Raw genomic sequence first — 18,840 nt, 5'->3', positions numbered from 1 at the left:
GACCAGTCAGCGCACGCGTGCGCTATCACGAAGCCGGCCTTACTGCACGCCTCCGGCGGGGGCGCTCCGGCTCCGGGCAGCCAAGATCGTCCCGGCCCGTCTGAGGGGGTTGCCGTGGAAGCCTGCCCGCCTGCCGTCATCCCAGGGCAAGCCCTAGCAGACCAGCCGCGGGGCCGCCTACGCTCCATCACGGGCCCTGGCACCGGGCTCGCGGCCAGGGCAGCCCCGCGGCTGGCCCGCTACCCCTGCGGGTGGGACGACGGCATACGGGCAGGTCAAGGGTGCCGGCCCTTACAATGTCGCTTGTTGACGCACGATGGGTTGGGGTCACATGCGGGAATTCTTCCTTGGAGTGATCGTCTTCTTCGGCACCATGGGATTACTCATGGGTGGCGGGGCCTTGATAATCATGGGCGGCTCCGAGATGTCGGCCGAGGCTGATAGGTACGCAGTGCAGTTCGGCAACCCCGGCGACGACTGCAATTGGAGGGCACCGCTTCACATCGATATCAAAGACGGGGCACGGACGTACTGTGGACGGCGGGGTGCAGCCCCTCCGCCGTGGCGGCAATCAGTCGACACGACCACGTTCAAGGGCTTCAAGGGGTTCACCGACGGCCAGCGCAAGGAAGTGCTCACCCTGTCTAGTCAGCTCGGTAGCGACGGGCTGTCGGAGACCGAGCAACAGCAGATCCAGAACCGAGTCGACGAGATCGCAGCCACGGTTTCCGTGCCCCCGGTGAACGAGTTCCCTGGAGTTCCGGGCCCGCCGGGTCTCGGCCGGATCCTGCTCGGCGTCCTAGCATGGGTAATCCTCGGCATCCCGTATCTCATCCGCCACTGGCGGGAACGCCGGTGGCGCCGATGGTCCTACTGAGTACGTGGAGTGATCGAAACCGTGCGCGGATCGAACGTGCGGGCCGTGATTGGCTGAGCGCCCCAAGGGGAGCCAAGACGGGAGCCACGCCACGTAACCGGGTCCGAACGGATCTGGACTCGGGTGACTGGGCCGACCTTGCATTGGGACCGACGTGAACTGACCCAAACGGTGGGAAGCTGGTTCGAGTCCTATCGCCAGGCCAGGCTTCCACCTTCCATCACCTGCCAGCTGCGGGACCACGCCACCGAGTCGACCATGATCTGTACCGCAGGGCAGCGGACATACATAATGACGCCTCATGACAAGAAGCGGACGGTGGATCTCATACAGCCTGCTCGGACTCGCAATTCTGTGGCTTGCCGCCACGTTCCAGCTATCCAGACAGCTCTATGGCACGATCGCCATGCCTGACCCGTTGATTGTCGCGACGGGGTTGGTGTGGCTGTTTGCTCCACCGCTGGCCTTCGTACTCGCCCTCATCTACCGCAGAGACGCCGCTGCCATCCTGTCCGGCATCGCCATGGGTCTGGTGAGTCTACTGACACTGTCGTTCTTCGCATCCCTGGACTGATGAGCTGATCGGGCAAGCACCTTACATAGAAATCGCTGATTCGCTCTCAGCACTGCCGCCGGCCCCGCTCCCGCCCTTCGAATAGAGTCGACGGCAGGCGAGCAGCCAAGAAGCGTGGTTCTAACGCTCGAGGTTTTGCAGAATTGAGTGCCAAACTGAGTGACATCAGCGACGCCCAGCACAACGCGACCATGCACATGAGTGCACACCGAATGTAGACCTGAGCAGCGAAAACGCCGATCCAGTGATCGAATGGCTACTCTTACAAGCGAGGGGTCACTGGTTCGAACCCAGTACCGCCCACCAGCAGAAAGAGCCCCGTCTCCGATCATGGAAACGGGGCTTCGTGGCATTAACGTGCCATTAGCTCACGCGGACGAGCGCTCCTGAAGATCCATCGTCGTCCGAGTTGCTCTCGTTGATCTTGTCGTTCATGGAATCGGCGATCTTCCGGTTGGCTTGTGCCGTGCTGTGCTGGTAGATCAGGGCGGCGCGGACGGAGTCGTGTCCCATCCCTTGCATGAGATCTTTGAGACTTGCGCCGGCGTTGGCGGCGATCGTGTTGCCGGTGTGTCGGAGATCGTGGAAGTGCAGGCCGGGGAAGCCGATCTTCCTTGTGCTCGCGTCCCACTTGGCCGCGCGCCGGAAATTGCTGCGGCGAAGGATGCCGCCTCGTGCACCCGTGAAGATCAGCGCGTCGGGTTCTGGTTCCGTGAACTGGTCGAGGTGTTCGCGGAGTGCCGGGATGATCGCTTCCGGGATGGCCACCGTGCGGACTCCCGCGCGGGACTTGGGCGTGCCGACGAGGAGTTCGTCCGTGTCGAGTTCGCCGTGCTGTTGCCGAACGCTGACGGTCCGGGCTGCGAGGTCCAGGTCCATCCGCCGCAGAGCCGCCACTTCGCCCCAACGCAGGCTGGCGAAGGTGGCGAGGAGGACCAAAGCACGCAGGCGTTCAGGCATCAGGCCGGCCAGCTCGAACACCTTCCCCACGGTGAGGACCGGCCGCTCTTCTGGCTTCTCCTCGCCCGCGCCTCGAATGCGGCACGGGTTGCGCGGGATGATCTGATCGTCTGCCGCCGTCATGAGAACGGCCCGCAGGAAGCGGTACGCCTTGGCCACCTGACGGGCCGACACCATTGCCGAGCAGCAGGACCCGCCACTCACGGATCGCAGCCGTGTCCACCTTGCCGATGGGCACGCCTCCAAGGTGAGGACGGATGTAGCGCTTGAGCAGGCCCTTGTAGATCTCGACGGTTCGAGGCCGGAGATTCGTCCGTTCCCTGATCCACTTGTCCGCGTAGTCGCCGAGCTTGACCTTGGCGCGCTGTGGGTCAGTCCAGTCGCCCGTGATCAGCTTGGCCTCGATCAGCGAGAGTGCCTTCTCGGCGTCGCGTTCACGCGCGTAGGTGGTCTCACCCAGGCGGATCTTGCCGTCAGGGCCGGGATAACGGATCTGGAATCTGCCGGACGGGAGTTGGCGGATGCTCCCGAAGCGCCGCTTGCCTGGCTTGTTGGCCATCAGGCCGCCCTCCCGAGGTCAGTTGCCGAGAGATCTCCTGCTGCTCTGGCCTCCAGTTCGCGGAGGTGGGCTCGCCAGCGTTGGCGTTCATGGACGGACCGGAGGAGCCGGACGGCAAGGGGTGGCACGTTGGCGTCTCCGGCCGGTACGGGGCGCCAGACGTAGCGGTGCGGGTCGGTAGGTTCGTCGGCCTGGCCGAGGGCCTCCAGGACCCAGGTGCGGCGGTCCTGCTTGTGCTCGGCGAGGGTCTTGTTGCTCCACTTGCGGGAGACGAGGATGCGGCGTCCGGCGTAGCCGAGGTGTTCCGGCTTGTGGGCCTTGCCCCGGCAACGGCCGGGCTGCATGCCGGGCTTGGCGTCCTTGGCTGGATGCTGTAGCGCAGCCAGTTCGGGCAGGTGGGTGAGCAGGGCTCGTAACGAAGAGCGTCGAGCATGCGGGCGGCGTGCTTTTGCTGCGCCTGGCCGCCGTCGAGGGCGTCACCGATGGACTTGGTGAGGTACTTGGACAGGTACCGGATGCACTGGTCGGCGTCCGGGGTACCGGCGAGCACGCCTTGCACATCGACCTGTTCGCCGAAGCGGATGACGTGCAGCGGTTCGGCGTCCTCGTCGATCGCGTCGAGGGCTTCGTCCCAGGTGGGAAGGACCTCGCCGGTTGCCGGGTTCAGGTAGCCGGTGCCGTCCTGCCAGACGGGCATGTGCTCGCCGTCGAAGACGACTTCGTCAGCCTGTGGCCACCACACCTGGTGGTAGGTGGCGGCGGCGATCTGCTTGATCTCTGCTCGTGGGGAGCGTTCCACGGATGGCCATGTGCAGGTGCGGCGCGAGCCGCTTCTGAGGCTCCACCGAGGCGAAGTACTGCACGTCATAGCCCGCGACTCGGCGCAGATTCTGCACGAAGCGATCCACCAGCTTGGAGAAGTGCAGCGCGTCTCGGGCGGCGCGCCGGTAGTCGTAGGCGTCCGGATCGATGGGTACGCCGTCGCGAACCTTGCCGTACGAGGGCAAGGTGAGCGTGACGAACAGGGACGGCCGGTAGATCTTGCCGTCAGTGCCTCGGAAGGTGCGTCCAAGGGTGGTGTTGGTCATCTTGCGCTTGGGCAGGTCGGGAGCGTCCTGCCGCCGCCTGGTTGAGCGGGAGCGCTTGGCGGCGGTACGGCCGAGGACGTTGCCGCGCATCCCGGCGGCGTTGATCTCCTCGTCGAGGCCAGCGATCAGCGCATCCAGCTCGGCGGTGTCCTGGCCGGCCTTGTCAGCGGCGTCACGCTGGGCTTGGACGTCGGCGCGGAACTCGATGAGCCAGCGCTGTTCCTCGTTGGCCTCGTCGGGTGTGATGGTGGGTTCTTCGTCGAGGTGTCAGCCCTCGCGGCACTGGGCCTTGCAGAGCTGCTTGTTGCGCTTGGCACAGGGCGGGCACTTGCTGTCGAGGGTGGCTCCGCACGGTACGTCGATGATCTCCCACTTGCCGGTGTGGGTGTCGAGCCGCTTGAGCGGGATCGGCCGGATGCAGACGCCCTGGAGCTTGGCGACCTCTACGAGCACGTCTCGGGCCATCGGCATGGCCTGTCGGACAGCTCGAGGGAGGGCGGGGTCTTGCGCATGGGTCATGCGGTCCTCCCTTCATCGGGTTCAGTGACGATGAGCGCGGTCTGGCCGCATTCGGAGCACTTGACCAGGGCGCGGACGGGATCGAGCCAGAGAACGTTCAGGGTGAGGCAGGTGGCGCAGCGAAGGCCGTCGAGGAAGTGGGCGAGTGTCATGCGGCCTGCCCGTAGTAGGCGACCATGGCGCGGATGTCGGTGTCGGAGACGTAGGCGGCTCTCACTCTGATCGGTTCGGGTGATGTCTCTAGCCGCATGTAGGCGACGCCGGCCCCTTGCTCGGGGATGGGCGAGATGTGGTCGGCGAGTGCGCCTCGATCGCGTGCGCCGTCGCCGAGGACCATGTCCACCTGCTCCGACTCGTCGAGTTGGAGGGCGATCTTGTCGGGGAACAGGTTGCGGATGTTCATGACCTCCTTGCGTGGGTCTTGGAGGGCGGCCATGACGCCGACGCCGACCGAGCGGCCTTGGGTGGCGAGGGTGGCCAGGGCGGCGGAGATGCGCTGCCGGAGTTGCCGGTCGGGTTGGTAGCCGGTCAGGAACGCCACCTCGTCCACGAGCACCAGGACGAACGGGTCCTCGATCGTCGGGACGTGGGAGCGTTGGAGACCGGCGAAGCGGGCCGCTCGCTTCTGCATGACGGAGACGGCCTCGTCGAGCAGGTCGGCGCAGTCGGACGGATCGGCGGCGTACCGGCCCTGGAACAGCTCGCGTCCGAAGGACAGCTCCATCAGCTTGGGATCCAGCGCCCAGACCTCGGCCAGGCCCGCCCGCATGGCGGGAAGCAGCCCGCGGATGGTGTCCCACAGGAACGAACCCTTGCCCGCCCCGGTCGCGCCCGCGATCAGGACGTGCGTGCCGTGGACCTTGAGCCGGAGCGGTCGGCCGTCCTCTTGCTTGCCGATCTCGACCGGTCCGACCGATGGTTCGTCCGGGATGGGAAGGGCGGGCATGGGCGCGGCGAGCGGATCGCTGCGCGGGAAGGTCAGCAGCAATCGGCCACCCTTGACGAGCGCGACCCGGCAGGAGGTTGCGCCGAAGCCTTGGGCGAGGTTGTCGATGCGGTCGGACCAGTCTTTGACCGCCTGGCCGCCGAGCATCCGGACCGTGATGCGGTCGGCCCAGCTGTCGCAGGTGACGCGGAGCAGACGCGGCATGTAGACGCGACCGTTGATGCGCTTGGCCAGTCCGGAGACGTCCATGACGCCATGCCAGTGACGCCGGTAGACCGACACCAGCCGCCACAGGGCAAGCAACCGGAAGCCGACGATGCGGGAGAAGAGATCGCCGTCGGTGCAGGCCCAGGCGAGCATGGACAGGACGACGAAGCCAAGGGTGGATGCCGCAGCAGGCCAGCCGTACCAGTACCCGATGCCGCCGAGGACGACGGGGACGGCGACGGCGACAGGATGCCGCCATGTCGTGCGGACGAGGGCAGCCAGGAAGCGCCAACCGTAGACGAGGAAGGTGATGATGGCGGGAGTCTGGAGCACGGCCGGTCGGAAGACGACGGCCGTATCCGGCGTGGTGGAGACGAGGTTGCGCGCCTCATCGCCAGGCAGCCGCTTGAACATAAGCTGGGAACCTCTCGTGATGTGGAGTCAGGGGAGAACCGAGGGGCCGCCGGAAGTTGCCGCTTCCAGCGGCCCCGCTTCGCGTCAGGCCGCCGTGTCGGTGGCGTCCTTGGCCGACTCTTCGGCGTGCAGCAGCTCGCAGTCGGCCAGGTAACGAGCGGCGGCGTTGAAGATCTCGCGAGCGATGTTCAGGTCGGCGTCGGTGACCGGCCCGGCCCCGGTGGTGGAGATGTGCACGTTGGCCTCGTGGGAGGCGAATTCCAGGTACGGCCGGGGATTGCTGACCAGCAGTCGGGCGCGGATCTGGAGGCGCGGCGTGTGGAAGGAGACGCCGACGTGCGGGTCGGAGTCGGGTCGTATGGACAAGGCGACGTAGGTGTAGGGCCGGTGTTCGCTCATGCCGCCACTCCCTGATCGTCGGTAAGGCCGTAGAAGCTGCGTTCCAGGGAGTGGGCGAAGCGGTGGGCCTCGCGGGCGAGCTGGCGCGCGAACTCCAGGTCTTCCGCCGTCACCGGCCCGCTCGTGGTGACCAGGACGGAGGTGGCGCCGAAGTCGAGCGCCAGGACGGGCTCACGGCGGGCGAACGGGTGGTTCATGGTGCGGGCGGCGTGTCCGGTGGTCAGCCGGATCACGCTGTTACGCGGGGTGCGGCGTCGGGTCATCAGGCGGCTTCCTTTCCGGCCTTGGCGGGTTGGGCGGTCTGTCGGGGAGCGTGCATGTCGTGGACCTTGATGGAGTAGGCCAGACGGCCGGCCGCGTTGACGTACGGCGTGACCGAGATGCCGTCGAACTCGACCGGCGTGAACGGCAGCCCCGGCATCGGCTGCGGAGGCACCGGCTGAACCGGGGCCAGGATCTTGACCGCCACCGTCTTCTGGGCGGGCTTGAGGGTCGGGTCACCGTCCATGACCGCGACCTGCCAGACCAGCTCTGCGGTCTGCTTGTCGCGGGCCTGCACGAACCGGCCGTTGGACGAGGCGTCGAAGTCCTTGACGGGCTCGACCTCGCCGACGATGTAGCAGCCGTGCGGGAAGACCATGGCGAAGGTGACCGGGATGGGGCCTTGCAGAGCCATAACGGTCTCTTGAATGACAGGCACTCGACCTATCAAGTAGTTAGACCGTAACTCTGTGTAGCTTGCTAGGTCAAGTGACTAGGTGTGAGGTGACGGGCGTGTCACCTGTGCGATAGACAGGCGCCCAAGCCGATGGTCGGACATCTGGGGAGGATCTGATGCGAATCCTGTGGGGCTGCTTAGCCGTGGCCGTGATCGCCCCGCTGGTCGGGCTGTTCCTGCTGATCATGAAGCCGGTGTGGCGCGACGATGCCCGGCTCGACGACTTTCATGAGCGAGTGCTGGCCATCCCGCTGCCGCCTGAGACACGCAGCAATGGCGACACCGAAGCCGAATTCGGCAAGAACTCCGGTGGAAGTGGCGACTACTGCCACTATGAGATCCGACTGCCTCTCAGCACCGGCCTGTCGGCGGGGGAGATCGGTGCCTACTACCGCAAGGCCGCGATTGCCGGAGTGGAGAACGAGGCCAACGTCCGTCTGACCTGGGGCGAGGACACCGGAGACGGTAGAGCCGTCGTTGTGGAGTTCAGCGACATCAGCTCTAGCGATTGGGACCACCGCTGCACATAGACGGCAGCCCGATCACGTGATCGGGTAGGCGTCTTCCAACTCGTGCCGGTCAGCAGGGAGCAGGACCTCGACGACAGCAAGGGGCCGGCCGGAGGCATCACGGACAGCGCCGAAGACCGCTAGGAGCGGGATGTTCTTGGGCATGGCCAGTTGCTTGGCCTCGTCGGACGCAGGCATGCGCGCGGTGATCTGCTCCACGATGTGGTCGAACCGGACGCCCTTACGAGCCTGAAGATGCTCCCGGAACCCCTGCCGCAACGGCTCACCACTGGTGAGATCCGTACCTCCGGAGAGATCCAACGGCAGCCAGAGCGACACCAGCTCGGTCGGCTCGCCGTCACGCACGATGAGCCGCCGCCGGACGAACACCTTGCTCTTGGGCTGTACGTCCAGCAGCACACCAACGCGGTTCGGGGCCGCCACAGCGCCCACTTCGACAACCTCGCCCGTAGTGTCGGCCTCCGGCTTGGTCAGGTACGCCTGTCCAGGCCGCTTCTGCTCAATGGAGGCCATGGCCGGACGGCCGCGCACGAAGCGCCCCTTGCCCTGCTGGGACTCGATCCAGCCCTGCTCACGCAGCACCCGCAGGGCGGCGACCACGGTGGGACGGGAGACGCTGAACTCTTGGATGAGCTGGTTCTCACTGGGGAGAAGCGTGCCCGGTGGGTAGTCTCCTGCCTCGATGCGCCTCTGGAGAGTCTGGACAAGCTGCGCATACTTAGGCGGCACGGACTCCAGCGACATCATGACCGTCCAACAGCCGACAGGTTGTTTTACTAAGTTTGAGAGTAACCGGCCAGCCACAGCCTGTCCACGAAGTTGCCACAAGGCGGGAGGCCGTACAGAGAGAACCGGCAGGCAGCACAGCAGCCGGGCGGGGAAAGGTCGCCGCGGGGGCACACCACTGCAACTGCCTGCCGGGAGCGGCGCGACGAGACGAGGCGGCGGCGTCCCTACCCCCTCCGACAGGGAACGCGCTCGTCTCGCCGCGCCGGTCATCACCTGGCGATGTACTCAGCCAGGAGCTTCGCCGCACCCTCCGGATCACTGGTCGGGTGCCGCTGCTCGGCGCTCTGCCAGGAGTAGTAGGCCCCGCCGAACCCGACGAACACCCACACCGGTATCCCCGGCTCCCGCTTGTGCACCATGAGCGCGGTGTTGTTGTCCCGCAGCTCGGCGTTGACACCGAGGTTCGTGAGCTGGTCGCGCAGCCGGACGAGCATGTCGCCCTCTTCCTGCTTCTGCGGGAAGTTCAGCGCCGCTTGCATGATCGAGTTCGTTTCCCGTTCCCTTCGGCCTGGCCGCCTCCGAGGCAGTCGAGACATTCCCGCTCCTCACTAGGGGTCTGATCTGTGTCGCTGTCGCCGATGAGGAGCGCACGGCGCGAGTCGCGCAGCTTGATCCCGCGTCCCCGGCAGCCGGGGCACGGCGACGTCTTGCTTGTCTCGTCTGGCCGGCTCACCGTCGCCATCTCCTCGTTCATCCGGTGTTCCCTGTGGCGGGAGGCCGCGTGACGTACCGTGGTTGATTGATGACAAGTCCACCGGCAACCGAGTCTGAGCAGGACCCCTGAACGGCCCACTCATTTCCCCTTTCGAGCCCCCAGCCGGGAGGAAGACCCGAAGATGCCCGACTACATCCCAAACGTTCGCCTCCGCGCCTGGCGCAACGAAAACAGGCTGACGCGTGCGGAAATGGCCGATCGCATCAACGCCACCCCGGTAGGCATCGCCGAATGCCTGACGTGTGACGAGGAACGGGTCCGTCGCTGGGAGGCCGGCGAGGTCCGATGGCCACGCACGCCGTACCGGCTGGCGCTCACCCAACTGACCGGCATGGAGCCGGAAATGCTCGGGTTCTCCCAGAACAAGCACACTGGCAGCGGCCTCATCGAGGCCCGCGTGATCCCCGCCGACGCCCTCCGAGCCGAGGCCGACCTGTACGGGACCATGGAACTCGCCCAGCAACTCCAGGCATCGGATGTTGGCGCGGGAACCCTGGAGGCCCTCGCCGAGGCCGTCGATCTCCTGTGCCGCGCCTACCCCGTCGTCCTCGCAGGCACGCTACGAGACCGCACGCAAAAACGTCTCGCCCAGATCAACCACCTGCTTGCCGGACGCCTCACCTTGGACCAGCACCGCGAACTGCTCGTGATCACCGGTTGGCTCACTGCCCTGCTGGGCTGCGTCCACTACGACCTGGGCGAAAGGGAAGAAGCCGAAACAGCCCGACGCGCCGCATTCGAGATGGGCCGCCAGGTCGGACACGGCGAACTCATGGGCTGGGCACACGAGATGTCAGCCTGGTTCGCCCTCGTCGAAGGCCGCTACGAAGACGTCGTCACCGCCGCCCGCATGGGCCAAGCCGTGGCCGGTACCAGCAGCGCCATGGTCCAACTCACTCTCCAAGAAGCCCGCGGCCTTGCCCGCATCGGAGACCGCCGCGAAGCCGACCGAGCCCTGACCCGCGGAGCTGAAGTACTCGGCAGCCTGCCCATACCCGACCACCAAGACCACCACTTCGTCTTCGACCACGCCAAATGGGTCTTCTACGCCGCCACCTGCTACACCTGGCTCGCTGATGATGACCGCGCCGAAGAACACGCCCGCGAAACCATCCAAATGCACACCCGCCCAGACGGCACCTCCAACGCTCCCATGCGAGTCGCCGACGCACACATAGACCTCGGCATCGTCCATGCCCGACGGGGCGACCTCGACGCCGCGGTGCAGGAGGGCATGGCCGCTTTTGACATCGACCGACGCTCCCTCAGCGATCTCGTCAACCGAGCTGGGGATCTCGACCGCGTATTGCGGCAGCGATATCGTCGAGAGGCCCTTGCAAGTGAATTTCATGATCGGTTGGTTGTGGCCAGACGTGCACTGTTGACACGCAATGTAGAACTGCTGGACTAGCGGCATGTATTCGTATGAATAAGCTGTCGGAGGCGATCTATAAGTGAGTTGCCCGCAAACGGGCGACCGTCTCGCTGCTAGTTTCCGCGTTTGATCCGACCACGAATCGCCAGTATTCCCAGCGCTAGAAGAGCTGGCTGGACAATCCGTGATGCCATCTCTATGTACGTCCCAGCCCTTGTAAGATCTTGCCCACTGGAACGGAATACTGCAGAGTTAAGTGTTACGTTTATTGCCTTCTCAAGGCGTTTGCTGGTAAATCTCGCTCCGCTCGGATTTTTTGGGGCTTGCTTCTCAATCTCGAGTGTGACTCTCCTTCCGGCATCGGAAATGGTTCCGATTGCTTCCTGTTTTATAGGGTCTTGAGGAAGGCCGAATCCCATCATCAGGATAATAGTAAGGGCCATGGTGATGCCGAGCCAGGCAAAAGCCCGAGAGGCGCGGAGGCCATAGCCAGACAGGAGCCAGTAGGCCTGCAGTAGCCATCGTTCCGCCTTTCGCCATTCTTGGCTGTGGCGACGCATCTCCATCTCGCCATAATAGAAATCGTTGGCGCCTGGCTCGTCTTTGGCATCTTCCCGACCCTTGCGAAGTTGTCTATAGATGGTCGTCAACGCGGCGAGTCCAGGAACGTCCTGCTCGTGGGATGGAGGATCGCCCCATCCAGATCTTAGCGGTCGTGAGTGTCTATGAAGCGCGCGCCACTGGCGCTCCTCTTCGATGATCTTTCGTTTTGTCCAGATGAATGGCGTCAACCCGATGCGTTTGCTCGGTGGGTTGTTGAAAGTCCACGCACCTTCGAGTCGAAGCTTATCCAAATTGAAAGCCCCGGCGAATCGACAGTGCGTCAGGTCTATATCAGTTAGTGTCAGGCTGCTTGTGTCAACGCTATTCACATCGACTAGCTTCACGCGCGGATCGCCAGCTAACTGTGCAGACTCCTCCAGGGGCTCGTTAAAGAGTCCCTGAAAAGGGCGACTAAGGGCAACTAGATTGGTTGGGCCAGCAAGGACTGCGCCCGACATGTCAACGGTTGCGTAACGGAGAAGTAAAGTAGTCCCTGCCTCAAATCTTGTTTCTCGCAAGTCCACTCCGCGTACGCAGGCACGTATTGTGGTGGGGGATCGAAAAATTGTGCGAGTAAAGCTGGCCTCTCCGTGAAAAATGGCTGTGCCCTCTATGAAGCCGAACATGTCCGCCTTATCAAAAATTGCATTCTGCTGGAAAATCGCCCCATCCCAAATCAGGTCATGTGCAACACGCAATCCTTCGCAATCCACCCTGTCGAGAAAACGGCAATCCGATATATCCATGCTACGGTTAGAGACTGTGTAGAAGCATTGAACATCTCCAGAAAATGACAGATTGCGGATTGAGATATCGCCTTCGACTAGCATGCCCGACAGAAATGCGGGACCAGACACGGTCATGTCATAGCATTCAAGCTCGCCGCCTATTTCGCAGCCTCTCAATACAAGAGATCCATTGATAGTGCCGCAGCGGGCAATTCTAAGTCGGTCGCCAATTTTCGAACCTTCTAGGTCTAATCCTCCACCCAGTGTGGCGCGATAGAAGTCGACGCCTTGCGGCGCTTCCATGGAGCTTGCTTTAATTCCTTTCTCTAGGATTGCTCCTTCGAGATCAATATAAGAAGATGTCTTCAAGCGAAAGAAGTCGGGCTTCGTCGCGAATCGGGAATACCTCAAGTCTATAGGTCCATCAATTTCGGCCTGCCTCAAGGAGAGGTGGCCGAAATTAGGATGGTCTTTCTGGTCGCTCACGGACTCCTTGATTCTTTCTAAGACCTTCTCGGTTAATTGAGTCTTTCCCAAATATATCTTCGATCCCGGGCCGATCCGTGCAAGCCAGGCTTCGAATTCTTCCTTGGACGCGTGTGTGACGCATTTGTCGCAACCATGGCCTGCTTGGTCAGCCTCGCAGCTGTCCAAGCTGCACTGCGGCCATGTCGGCATGTTTCGGAAGGGCATGACTTGATTCTGCACCGATGACCTCGGGGCTGCAGCAGACTTACCACACTTCGTTGTTATGCTTCATCCCTGCCGAATAGCGCTTGTAGGGATCAAGCGGCGGCGCGGCGCGCCGCCGTACCCCCCGGCCCTCCGCCCGCCCGCCGTCCGGGCGTGCGGCCTGGGGGCCGGTCCCGGACGGCGGCGGGACACCGGGCCGGGCACCGCACGCCGCGCCCGCCGTACCGACCGAACACTTCGACCGGGGTTGCCGCGCCGCCTGAGCGCGCCAGCACGTTCCGCCTCTACACGCTCCGATCCTCACCCAACGACGTCGTTGCCACCGCGCCCAATCCGAATCGGGCGACGTAGGCGGCATCGGTGAGGTTCGGCGGAGGTAATACAGGTCAACGGGCAGGACCAAGGCATACAGATGCGCCCTGGCCCACGGCGGTAAGCCGATGAGAGCCTGTTGAAGTCGCCGGCGGGGCGCATCACCGGTGCACTCATGGCACTCGCACCTGAAGAAGACGCGGTCAGCGGTCCCCATCAGGGCCGCCTCTTGCCAAGCCGCCAGGGCTGCCGCCACCGCGCCGGGCCACATGCGGGTGTGTTCGAGGGCGATCACCGCGGCCATGGGACGACGGCCAAGCCCGGGAACATGATGGATCACAGCTCTGTGGGTCCCACACGCCGATCCCCGTGTACGGACCTCGGAAGGGCGCCTACGCGGCATGGCCCTTTCTGATCGATGGCATAACCACGATGATCGCATACGAGGGCGTGTCATCTAAGCCCCCAGCGCCGAGGAAACCCATGCCTCCGGCGGGGGCGCTCCAGCTCCGGGATGATGGCCATGCGCCACGCCGGGGTCGTAGGTGGTTGAGGTGGAAGCCTGATCATCCCGTCCGCCATCGACCCGGGACAAGCCGAGCAGACCAGGGCCACGGGGTCAAGGTCGTTCGTCCAGTGGGGCGCTCCACCTTGACCCCGTGGCCCTGGTCTGCTTCCCCCTCGGGCGGGTCGACAGCAGACGGGATGATCTCAGTGTCACGCTTGTAGTGCCCGCTCGTGCGGGTCCAGGACGCCTGGTGACTCAGGGATGATCTGCCGGAAGGTGTATGGCTTGTGCCTGACCTGTCCAGGGCGGCCTGGTCCTCGACATTGGCCGGGCCGGACGGCATGACTTGATAGGAGCCTGGCAGTTCCCTCAACTGAGATATGTCCGCCGACCAGCCCGGATGTCGTCCCCCTTGTATGAAGGAGACAATGTCCATGATGGTGATCGGTATCGATTCGCACAAGCGCACCCACACCGCAGTCGCCGTCGATGAAGTCGGCCGCAAGAAGGGCGACCGCACCGTCCAGGCCCGCGACCACGGACACGTCCAACTCCTGGTCTGGGCCCGCAAACTCGCTCCCGAAGAGCGCGTGTGGGCGGTGGAAGATGTCCGGCACGTCGCCGGCGGCCTGGTCCGCGACCTGCTGGCCGCCGGCTAGACCGTGATCCCCGTGCCGCCCAACCGCACCGCAGGCGAGCGTCGCGGCGGTCGCGAACGCGGCAAGTCCGACCCGATCGACGCCCTTGCCATCGCACGTCTGGCCCTGCGCGAGCCCGACCTGCCGACCGCGCGACTGGATGAGCAGACCCGGCCGATCCGCCTGCTCGTCGATCACCGTGAGGCCCTCGTCGCCGAGCGCACCAGACTGATCAACCGCGTGATGTGGCTGGTCCACGACCTCAACCCGGACCTGGCGGCCGCGGTGACCAAACTCAAGCAGGTCACCACCCGGCGCAAGCTCACCGCGCAGCTCCAAGCCCTGCCAGCCAGCACGGTCAGCCGCGTCGCGCTAGCGCAGATCGCCCTCATCGACTCGCTCAGCATCGAGATCGACGCGATCGAAAAGGAGCTCAAGCCACTGGTTCAGGCCCGCGTTCCGCGCCTGATGGCGATCGTCGGCGTGAACGTGGTGACCGCCGCCAAACTCCTGGGAGAGGTCGGCGACATCACCCGCTTCCGCAGCTCGGCGGCCTTCGCCCGGCACAACGGAACCGCCCCGATCCCCGTCTGGAACGGCAACGACGACCGTCACCGGCTCAATCGTGGCGGCAACCGGCAGCTCAACACCACCTTGCACCGCATCGCCATCACCCAGGCCCGCTGCCACGAAGGCGCCCGAGCGCTGCTCAAACGGCGCCAGGAAACCACCCGAGACACCACCAAGGGCAGCTTCCGTGTCCTGAAACGGCACCTCTCCGACGTGATCTATCGCGCCCTTGTCCACGACCACGACCAGGCCGCACCCGATCGATTGGCTTCTTAAGGCGACAGTCCACACGGTGGCATCATCTCTGCCTGGCGGGCCTCTTAGCCGTATTCATCCACATCAAGCTCGGCGCCGGTCGAGACCAAGAACCGCACCACTCGGCCGTCCAAGTGCCAGCCCAGCAGTTGATGCTGCCCCGGTATCTTCTCCAAGGCCGGGTCCGGCGAACGCAGGTCCTCCACCTCACCCTCCTCATCGTCGAAGTAGCGAACGACCTGCAAAACGGCACATGAACCGCTGTGACCGCGGTTCAACTCCTCCACAAGCCCGCCGATGGCCTCACTGAACGGCTCAAGCCGGTCAACCACACGAGAGATCATTTCATTGACGGTCAACCCCGGATCGCGGCACGCAACCTTCCAGGCATGCACGGCCGGACGGAGCGGCTGCATGCTTCGGCTCCCTTGGACCATGACTTCGTCCGGGTCCAAGCCGATCCGAGCCGACATCTCCTCAGCCGTGAGGATGTCGCTTCTCATAACGAAGTAGACGTACTGACGGACACGCACACGACGACCCTAACGATCTACAAGCTGATCGGACTTGACATAGGAGCGTCAAGGCAGGCGGGAGCTTGCGCAGGTGCGCCCATCCCAGAAACGCTGCGGTCATGCTCACCGTACGGCAGCTCCTCGACTACCTCGAAGGTCTACCCGACGACACCCCCGTAGTGATCGACGTCCGCCCTGGCGATGAATACGTCCAAGTTGAAGGCGTCACCACCACCAAGGAAAGCGGACCCGGAAGCCACACACCCATGCGCATCGAGCTGGCGACACGCAGAGTTCAGCGAGACGCGATCCAACGAGAGCTTGGCGAACTACGTGCGGCGCTCTGCCACACCCTGGGCAAGTTCCACAGGGAACCTGGTCCCCAAGGGTTGACGGTCATCTCAGTGCTCTCCGACGAGGAGATATTCAACGAGATCCAGAGACTTCGCGCGATCGCCGAGTCCGTTGAGAAGCAGAACTCAGAGCCGTGATCGCCGTGCCATTAGCGTGCCATTAGCTCCAGGGTGGTCACTTCCAAGTAGGTGGCGACGACGTTGGGGAAGCCCAGGCCAGCAGCACGCAAAGCGGATCATGGCTCCTTATAAGCGAGGGGTCACTGGCTCGAACCCAGTACCGCCCACCCAGGTCAGACCACCCTTTTTGGTCGGGTCGAAGATCCGAAACGGTCGCTTGGGAGAGATTCGGAGATGATCTCCTGAGCGATCTTCCGGAAAGGCTCCAAGAGATCATTCGGGAGCGGCACCGGAGACCGTCCATCATGCATCGCCGCCCGCTCCCGAAGCGACTTCTCCCACCGACCCTGTAGGAATCCACGATGCGGCGGATCACTCCAGCGACGTGTGCGAGTAGGTGTCGATGATCCCCGGGAGCTCGTGCCCGAGACGCTCCTCCGTCGCCACCATGGGGATGTCCGTCCTCGTCGTGCCACACCTTGTGGCCGTGCCGAATCCCGTGCACCTTCAACCCGTTCAGGACCGGCAGCCAGGCCACCACGTGATGCAGCTTGGGATGGTAGGACCAAAAGCCGCGTTGCCGCGGCGGGGCGAACTCCTCACCTGGGACGGCGGCGGGCCAGGGGCGCCGTACCCGGCCCGGCCACGGCGCGTCCGCCAGATCAGCAAGGACCGGATAATCGGGACGGGCCCCCGACCCAATTCACGGCTGCTTTGCCGTATGACCCAGCTAAGAGCCGTGAGTGACGCAGATAAACCCGTTGGCCGGCGTACAGATCGGAGCCCGAGAGATTTACGACGAACTCCGCACCGCGTGCGGCAAAGTCGACCAGCTCGGCAGCAAGGCCGACCAGGTGGCGTCCGCTCACGACGACATGCGCAGTGATCTGACCGACCACGAGGCGCGGCTGCGGGTGTTGGAGCGCAGCCGCTGGCTGCTGCCGTCGCTAGCTGCGCTGATCGCTGTGGGGTCGCTCGTTTTGGCCGTCGTGACATTCATGCAAGGAGCGGGGGGACGGCCGGGGGCCGTCGACTCGCGCCCCCACCCTGGCTGACCCGAGGCCAACCGTGTCGCCGCGCCGTGGAAACCCGCGAGTGGGGCCCGTCCGAGGACGACGAAGAGGCGATCCTGGCAAGCCTGTACGACCCTCCCGACGCTGACGGCATCTACCGCGGCGAGAGGGACACGTGACGGCTGCAGGGATGCTCGGTGCGGCGCGCAAGAGCCTCAGCCCGAACTTCGCCGCGGCGACAAGGGCTGGCGCGTGAAGGCCCTCACCTACCTGCTCGCCGCCCGCGGCTTCGCGATCGACAGGGACGCGGTGGACGACACCGTGTTCACCGAGTACCACGAGCCGGGCGTCAAGGGCCTGCAGAACGCTGCGAGCATCGAGGAGGACGGCATCGTCGGCTCCAAGGCGTGGGCTGTGCTGCTGAAGGTCGCATGAGCGACGGCCTGTGGCTGCGTTACTGACCATGGCTAGCCACGCGACCGGTCACGGATGGCGGCTTCGATTCGAAGGCCTACACCTACCAGGGCCACGCCGATGAAGATGGTCACCCAGGGCGAGTCATCAGGGCCGGAGTTTGCCTGGACGACGGCTAGGATGACGCCCCCGACGATGGCGATGAGTCCCGCGAACCCGATGACCTCGGACGTCTCCATGTCGCGGCCGCGAGCCTTGGGGTGTTCTTCTGATTCGGTCACGGCGGAGAGCTTCCCACGCTGATATCAAGATCCGATAGCAGTCGGAAATCCGGCCTACCAGTTCCCATCACATGAGGCCTGCAGCCCTCACCGAGGCGTCCTAGCTGGATGCGGGCGCCTTTCGTGTGTCCCCTGATAGAGGAGCATGCGCTACAAGAGCGCTGCCATCCTGTCCGCTCTCGTCCTCACGTTCGGCATCGGCGGTGCCGCCACCGTGTCGGCCGCCGCGCCGGCCAAGCCGAACCAGTACGGCGTGTGCGTCAACGCCAAGACCGGCGGCATGCGACTGCTGGAGCCGCTGAACCTGCGCCGGTCCCAGTTCAGCAAGTGCAAGAGCAGCGAGCGGCGGGTCTTCCTGCCGACGAAGCACGCCATCCCCGTCGCCCTGCTCGTGCCCGCGACCGTGGTCTTCAAGCGCGGCGGCGCGGTCGAGACATGCACGAAGACGACGGACACCACGCTCACGTACGAGTGCGAAACCGTCCCGCCCCGACCCCCACCCCGACCTGCGCGTACTGAGGAGGACTCGTGATCAAGGTAGGTAGCTTCGCCAAGGCCATCGTGTCGGCGTTCGCGCTGGTACGGCCTCGCTCATCACCGCGATGGGTGACGACGTCATTGTGACCGGCGAGTGGGTCACCGTCGCCCTGGCCGTGCTCGACGCGCTCGGGATCATGTATGTGGCGCTGAACGGTTTGCAGTCGGATCAGCGACAGCCATACTGACAATGCCCTGATAGGGCCGCTCTCGTCTAGTGGCCCGGGACGTGGCCGCGGTAGGGCTTGGCTCCCTGCTGGCTGAAACACCGGTTCGAATCCGGTCGGGAGCGACAGGCCGGGGTCGGTTCGCCTATGGGCCGCCCGGCCCCTCTTTCGTCATTTCTACGCTGGCGAAGATGCGGCGGAGCGTCTGCATCTGATCGGCCCTCAGTGGCGGAGCGTCACCCACGATCCGCGTCAAGGCGTCGATCAGGCCGACCTTCCGAGCGGCGGCCACGACGTGCACGGCGCCCGGCAGCGCGGGCGCTCTGCGTCGGCGGCGCCACCATACGCTCGGCCGCACACTGCACGTGTGGGCTGGTGTCCGCTTCGGCGGAGAGCCATGGATGTTGGCTGGATGGAATGCCGCATAGTCGACACACGCCGAGCCAGACCCGGTACATGGAGG

The 18,840-nt window shown here is 64.6% G+C and carries 20 protein-coding genes and 3 pseudogenes; 11 read left to right on the top strand and 12 right to left on the bottom strand.

Translation table 11 applies throughout. The features are described from left to right. Positions 1-331 precede the first annotated feature (331 nt). Both EDD27_RS29500 and EDD27_RS29495 read left to right on the top strand, forming a co-directional pair. Positions 332-877, top strand: coding sequence for a hypothetical protein (locus EDD27_RS29500; protein WP_127935280.1), 546 nt, complete (start codon positions 332-334; stop codon positions 875-877). A 301-nt stretch (positions 878-1,178) separates the two neighbouring features. Continuing rightward, a complete protein-coding gene (locus EDD27_RS29495) occupies positions 1,179-1,451 on the top strand; it encodes a hypothetical protein (protein WP_127935279.1) in 273 nt (90 codons plus the stop codon). A 363-nt stretch (positions 1,452-1,814) separates the two neighbouring features. Here EDD27_RS29495 and EDD27_RS55835 read toward each other — a convergent pair whose 3' ends face one another. The 8 genes and pseudogenes from EDD27_RS55835 to EDD27_RS29465 all read right to left on the bottom strand — a co-directional run bounded on the left by EDD27_RS55835 (position 1,815) and on the right by EDD27_RS29465 (position 7,219). Next, complete coding sequence (locus EDD27_RS55835; RefSeq protein ID WP_206641709.1) at positions 1,815-2,432, bottom strand: tyrosine-type recombinase/integrase; 618 nt, start codon at positions 2,430-2,432, stop codon at positions 1,815-1,817. Then, positions 2,404-2,970 (bottom strand): N-terminal phage integrase SAM-like domain-containing protein, encoded by a 567-nt coding sequence (locus tag EDD27_RS55830; protein WP_206641708.1) that lies wholly within the window; start codon positions 2,968-2,970, stop codon positions 2,404-2,406. The genes EDD27_RS55835 and EDD27_RS55830 overlap by 29 nt, the downstream gene beginning before the upstream one ends. Then, positions 2,970-3,667, bottom strand: a pseudogene (locus EDD27_RS58405) (replication initiator). The gene EDD27_RS55830 and the pseudogene EDD27_RS58405 overlap by 1 nt, the downstream one beginning before the upstream one ends. A 25-nt stretch (positions 3,668-3,692) precedes the next feature. Beyond that, positions 3,693-4,523, bottom strand: a pseudogene (locus EDD27_RS58400) (replication initiator). Between the two features lie 202 nt (positions 4,524-4,725). Continuing rightward, positions 4,726-6,144 (bottom strand): FtsK/SpoIIIE domain-containing protein, encoded by a 1,419-nt coding sequence (locus EDD27_RS29480; RefSeq protein ID WP_127935278.1) that lies wholly within the window; start codon positions 6,142-6,144, stop codon positions 4,726-4,728. 84 nt (positions 6,145-6,228) lie between these two features. Beyond that, positions 6,229-6,543 carry a hypothetical protein gene (locus EDD27_RS29475; RefSeq protein ID WP_127935277.1) on the bottom strand — a complete coding sequence of 105 codons (315 nt, stop codon included), beginning with the start codon at positions 6,541-6,543 and terminating at the stop codon, positions 6,229-6,231. Continuing rightward, positions 6,540-6,806, bottom strand: coding sequence for a hypothetical protein (locus tag EDD27_RS29470; protein ID WP_127935276.1), 267 nt, complete (start codon positions 6,804-6,806; stop codon positions 6,540-6,542). Before EDD27_RS29470 ends, EDD27_RS29475 begins: the two co-directional genes overlap by 4 nt. Further along, positions 6,806-7,219 carry a plasmid replication, integration and excision activator gene (locus EDD27_RS29465; RefSeq protein WP_127935275.1) on the bottom strand — a complete coding sequence of 138 codons (414 nt, stop codon included), beginning with the start codon at positions 7,217-7,219 and terminating at the stop codon, positions 6,806-6,808. Before EDD27_RS29465 ends, EDD27_RS29470 begins: the two co-directional genes overlap by 1 nt. Positions 7,220-7,377: 158 nt before the next feature. On the opposite strand from EDD27_RS29465, the gene EDD27_RS29460 reads away from it, so the two are divergent. Then, on the top strand, positions 7,378-7,791 hold the full coding sequence (locus EDD27_RS29460; protein ID WP_127935274.1) for a hypothetical protein: 414 nt from the start codon (positions 7,378-7,380) through the stop codon (positions 7,789-7,791). A gap of 12 nt (positions 7,792-7,803) precedes the next feature. Here the strand turns inward: EDD27_RS29460 and EDD27_RS29455 are convergent, their stop codons facing one another. After that, entirely contained in the window at positions 7,804-8,520 is a 717-nt protein-coding gene (locus EDD27_RS29455; RefSeq protein ID WP_206641707.1) for a GntR family transcriptional regulator, read from the bottom strand. Between the two features lie 269 nt (positions 8,521-8,789). Next, positions 8,790-9,059, bottom strand: a complete 270-nt coding sequence (locus EDD27_RS29450; RefSeq protein WP_127935273.1) for a hypothetical protein — start codon at positions 9,057-9,059, stop codon at positions 8,790-8,792. Between the two features lie 357 nt (positions 9,060-9,416). On the opposite strand from EDD27_RS29450, the gene EDD27_RS29445 reads away from it, so the two are divergent. Next, positions 9,417-10,706, top strand: a complete 1,290-nt coding sequence (locus EDD27_RS29445) for an NsdA family TPR-like regulatory protein (protein ID WP_127935272.1) — start codon at positions 9,417-9,419, stop codon at positions 10,704-10,706. A 77-nt stretch (positions 10,707-10,783) separates the two neighbouring features. On the opposite strand, the gene EDD27_RS29440 is transcribed toward EDD27_RS29445, so the two are convergent. Then, complete coding sequence (locus EDD27_RS29440; protein ID WP_127935271.1) at positions 10,784-12,487, bottom strand: pentapeptide repeat-containing protein; 1,704 nt, start codon at positions 12,485-12,487, stop codon at positions 10,784-10,786. A gap of 1,407 nt (positions 12,488-13,894) precedes the next feature. On the opposite strand from EDD27_RS29440, the pseudogene EDD27_RS58395 reads away from it, so the two are divergent. After that, positions 13,895-14,392: pseudogene (locus tag EDD27_RS58395) on the top strand (IS110 family transposase); the annotation flags it as partial. Positions 14,393-14,395: 3 nt separating this feature from the next. Next, on the top strand, positions 14,396-14,998 hold the full coding sequence (locus EDD27_RS29435; RefSeq protein ID WP_338324762.1) for a transposase: 603 nt from the start codon (positions 14,396-14,398) through the stop codon (positions 14,996-14,998). A 44-nt stretch (positions 14,999-15,042) separates the two neighbouring features. Here EDD27_RS29435 and EDD27_RS29430 read toward each other — a convergent pair whose 3' ends face one another. Next, positions 15,043-15,510 carry a DUF4279 domain-containing protein gene (locus EDD27_RS29430; protein WP_127935270.1) on the bottom strand — a complete coding sequence of 156 codons (468 nt, stop codon included), beginning with the start codon at positions 15,508-15,510 and terminating at the stop codon, positions 15,043-15,045. Positions 15,511-15,611: 101 nt separating this feature from the next. On the opposite strand from EDD27_RS29430, the gene EDD27_RS29425 reads away from it, so the two are divergent. From EDD27_RS29425 to EDD27_RS57950, 5 genes are all read left to right on the top strand, one after another. Continuing rightward, complete coding sequence (locus EDD27_RS29425; RefSeq protein WP_127935269.1) at positions 15,612-15,983, top strand: hypothetical protein; 372 nt, start codon at positions 15,612-15,614, stop codon at positions 15,981-15,983. Positions 15,984-16,708: 725 nt separating this feature from the next. Beyond that, positions 16,709-17,020 (top strand): hypothetical protein, encoded by a 312-nt coding sequence (locus EDD27_RS29420; RefSeq protein WP_127935268.1) that lies wholly within the window; start codon positions 16,709-16,711, stop codon positions 17,018-17,020. A gap of 210 nt (positions 17,021-17,230) precedes the next feature. Next, a complete protein-coding gene (locus EDD27_RS29415; protein ID WP_127935267.1) occupies positions 17,231-17,413 on the top strand; it encodes a hypothetical protein in 183 nt (60 codons plus the stop codon). Positions 17,414-17,818: 405 nt separating this feature from the next. Further along, positions 17,819-18,205, top strand: a complete 387-nt coding sequence (locus EDD27_RS29410) for a hypothetical protein (protein WP_127935266.1) — start codon at positions 17,819-17,821, stop codon at positions 18,203-18,205. Between the two features lie 70 nt (positions 18,206-18,275). Further along, positions 18,276-18,398: a hypothetical protein gene (locus EDD27_RS57950; protein WP_277750761.1), complete on the top strand. Its 123-nt coding sequence runs from the start codon at positions 18,276-18,278 to the stop codon at positions 18,396-18,398. The last annotated feature ends 442 nt before the right edge of the window (positions 18,399-18,840 follow it).

It is taken from the genome of Nonomuraea polychroma, assembly GCF_004011505.1.
GTDB lineage: Bacteria > Actinomycetota > Actinomycetes > Streptosporangiales > Streptosporangiaceae > Nonomuraea > Nonomuraea polychroma.
This window is presented reverse-complemented; position numbering and strand designations above follow the sequence as displayed.

What these genes read in the sequence shown, in the direction of transcription:
- EDD27_RS29410 (WP_127935266.1), top strand. Translation starts at nt 17,819, where the DNA reads ATGCGCTACAAGAGCGCTGCCATCCTGTCCGCTCTCGTCCTCACGTTC.
- EDD27_RS29480 (WP_127935278.1), bottom strand. Translation starts at nt 6,144, where the DNA reads ATGTTCAAGCGGCTGCCTGGCGATGAGGCGCGCAACCTCGTCTCCACC.
- EDD27_RS29435 (WP_338324762.1), top strand. Translation starts at nt 14,396, where the DNA reads ATGTGGCTGGTCCACGACCTCAACCCGGACCTGGCGGCCGCGGTGACC.
- EDD27_RS57950 (WP_277750761.1), top strand. Translation starts at nt 18,276, where the DNA reads ATGGGTGACGACGTCATTGTGACCGGCGAGTGGGTCACCGTCGCCCTG.
- EDD27_RS29445 (WP_127935272.1), top strand. Translation starts at nt 9,417, where the DNA reads ATGCCCGACTACATCCCAAACGTTCGCCTCCGCGCCTGGCGCAACGAA.
- EDD27_RS29460 (WP_127935274.1), top strand. Translation starts at nt 7,378, where the DNA reads ATGCGAATCCTGTGGGGCTGCTTAGCCGTGGCCGTGATCGCCCCGCTG.
- EDD27_RS29500 (WP_127935280.1), top strand. Translation starts at nt 332, where the DNA reads ATGCGGGAATTCTTCCTTGGAGTGATCGTCTTCTTCGGCACCATGGGA.
- EDD27_RS29495 (WP_127935279.1), top strand. Translation starts at nt 1,179, where the DNA reads ATGACAAGAAGCGGACGGTGGATCTCATACAGCCTGCTCGGACTCGCA.
- EDD27_RS29470 (WP_127935276.1), bottom strand. Translation starts at nt 6,806, where the DNA reads ATGACCCGACGCCGCACCCCGCGTAACAGCGTGATCCGGCTGACCACC.
- EDD27_RS29450 (WP_127935273.1), bottom strand. Translation starts at nt 9,059, where the DNA reads ATGCAAGCGGCGCTGAACTTCCCGCAGAAGCAGGAAGAGGGCGACATG.
- EDD27_RS55830 (WP_206641708.1), bottom strand. Translation starts at nt 2,970, where the DNA reads ATGGCCAACAAGCCAGGCAAGCGGCGCTTCGGGAGCATCCGCCAACTC.
- EDD27_RS29475 (WP_127935277.1), bottom strand. Translation starts at nt 6,543, where the DNA reads ATGAGCGAACACCGGCCCTACACCTACGTCGCCTTGTCCATACGACCC.
- EDD27_RS29465 (WP_127935275.1), bottom strand. Translation starts at nt 7,219, where the DNA reads ATGGCTCTGCAAGGCCCCATCCCGGTCACCTTCGCCATGGTCTTCCCG.
- EDD27_RS29425 (WP_127935269.1), top strand. Translation starts at nt 15,612, where the DNA reads ATGCTCACCGTACGGCAGCTCCTCGACTACCTCGAAGGTCTACCCGAC.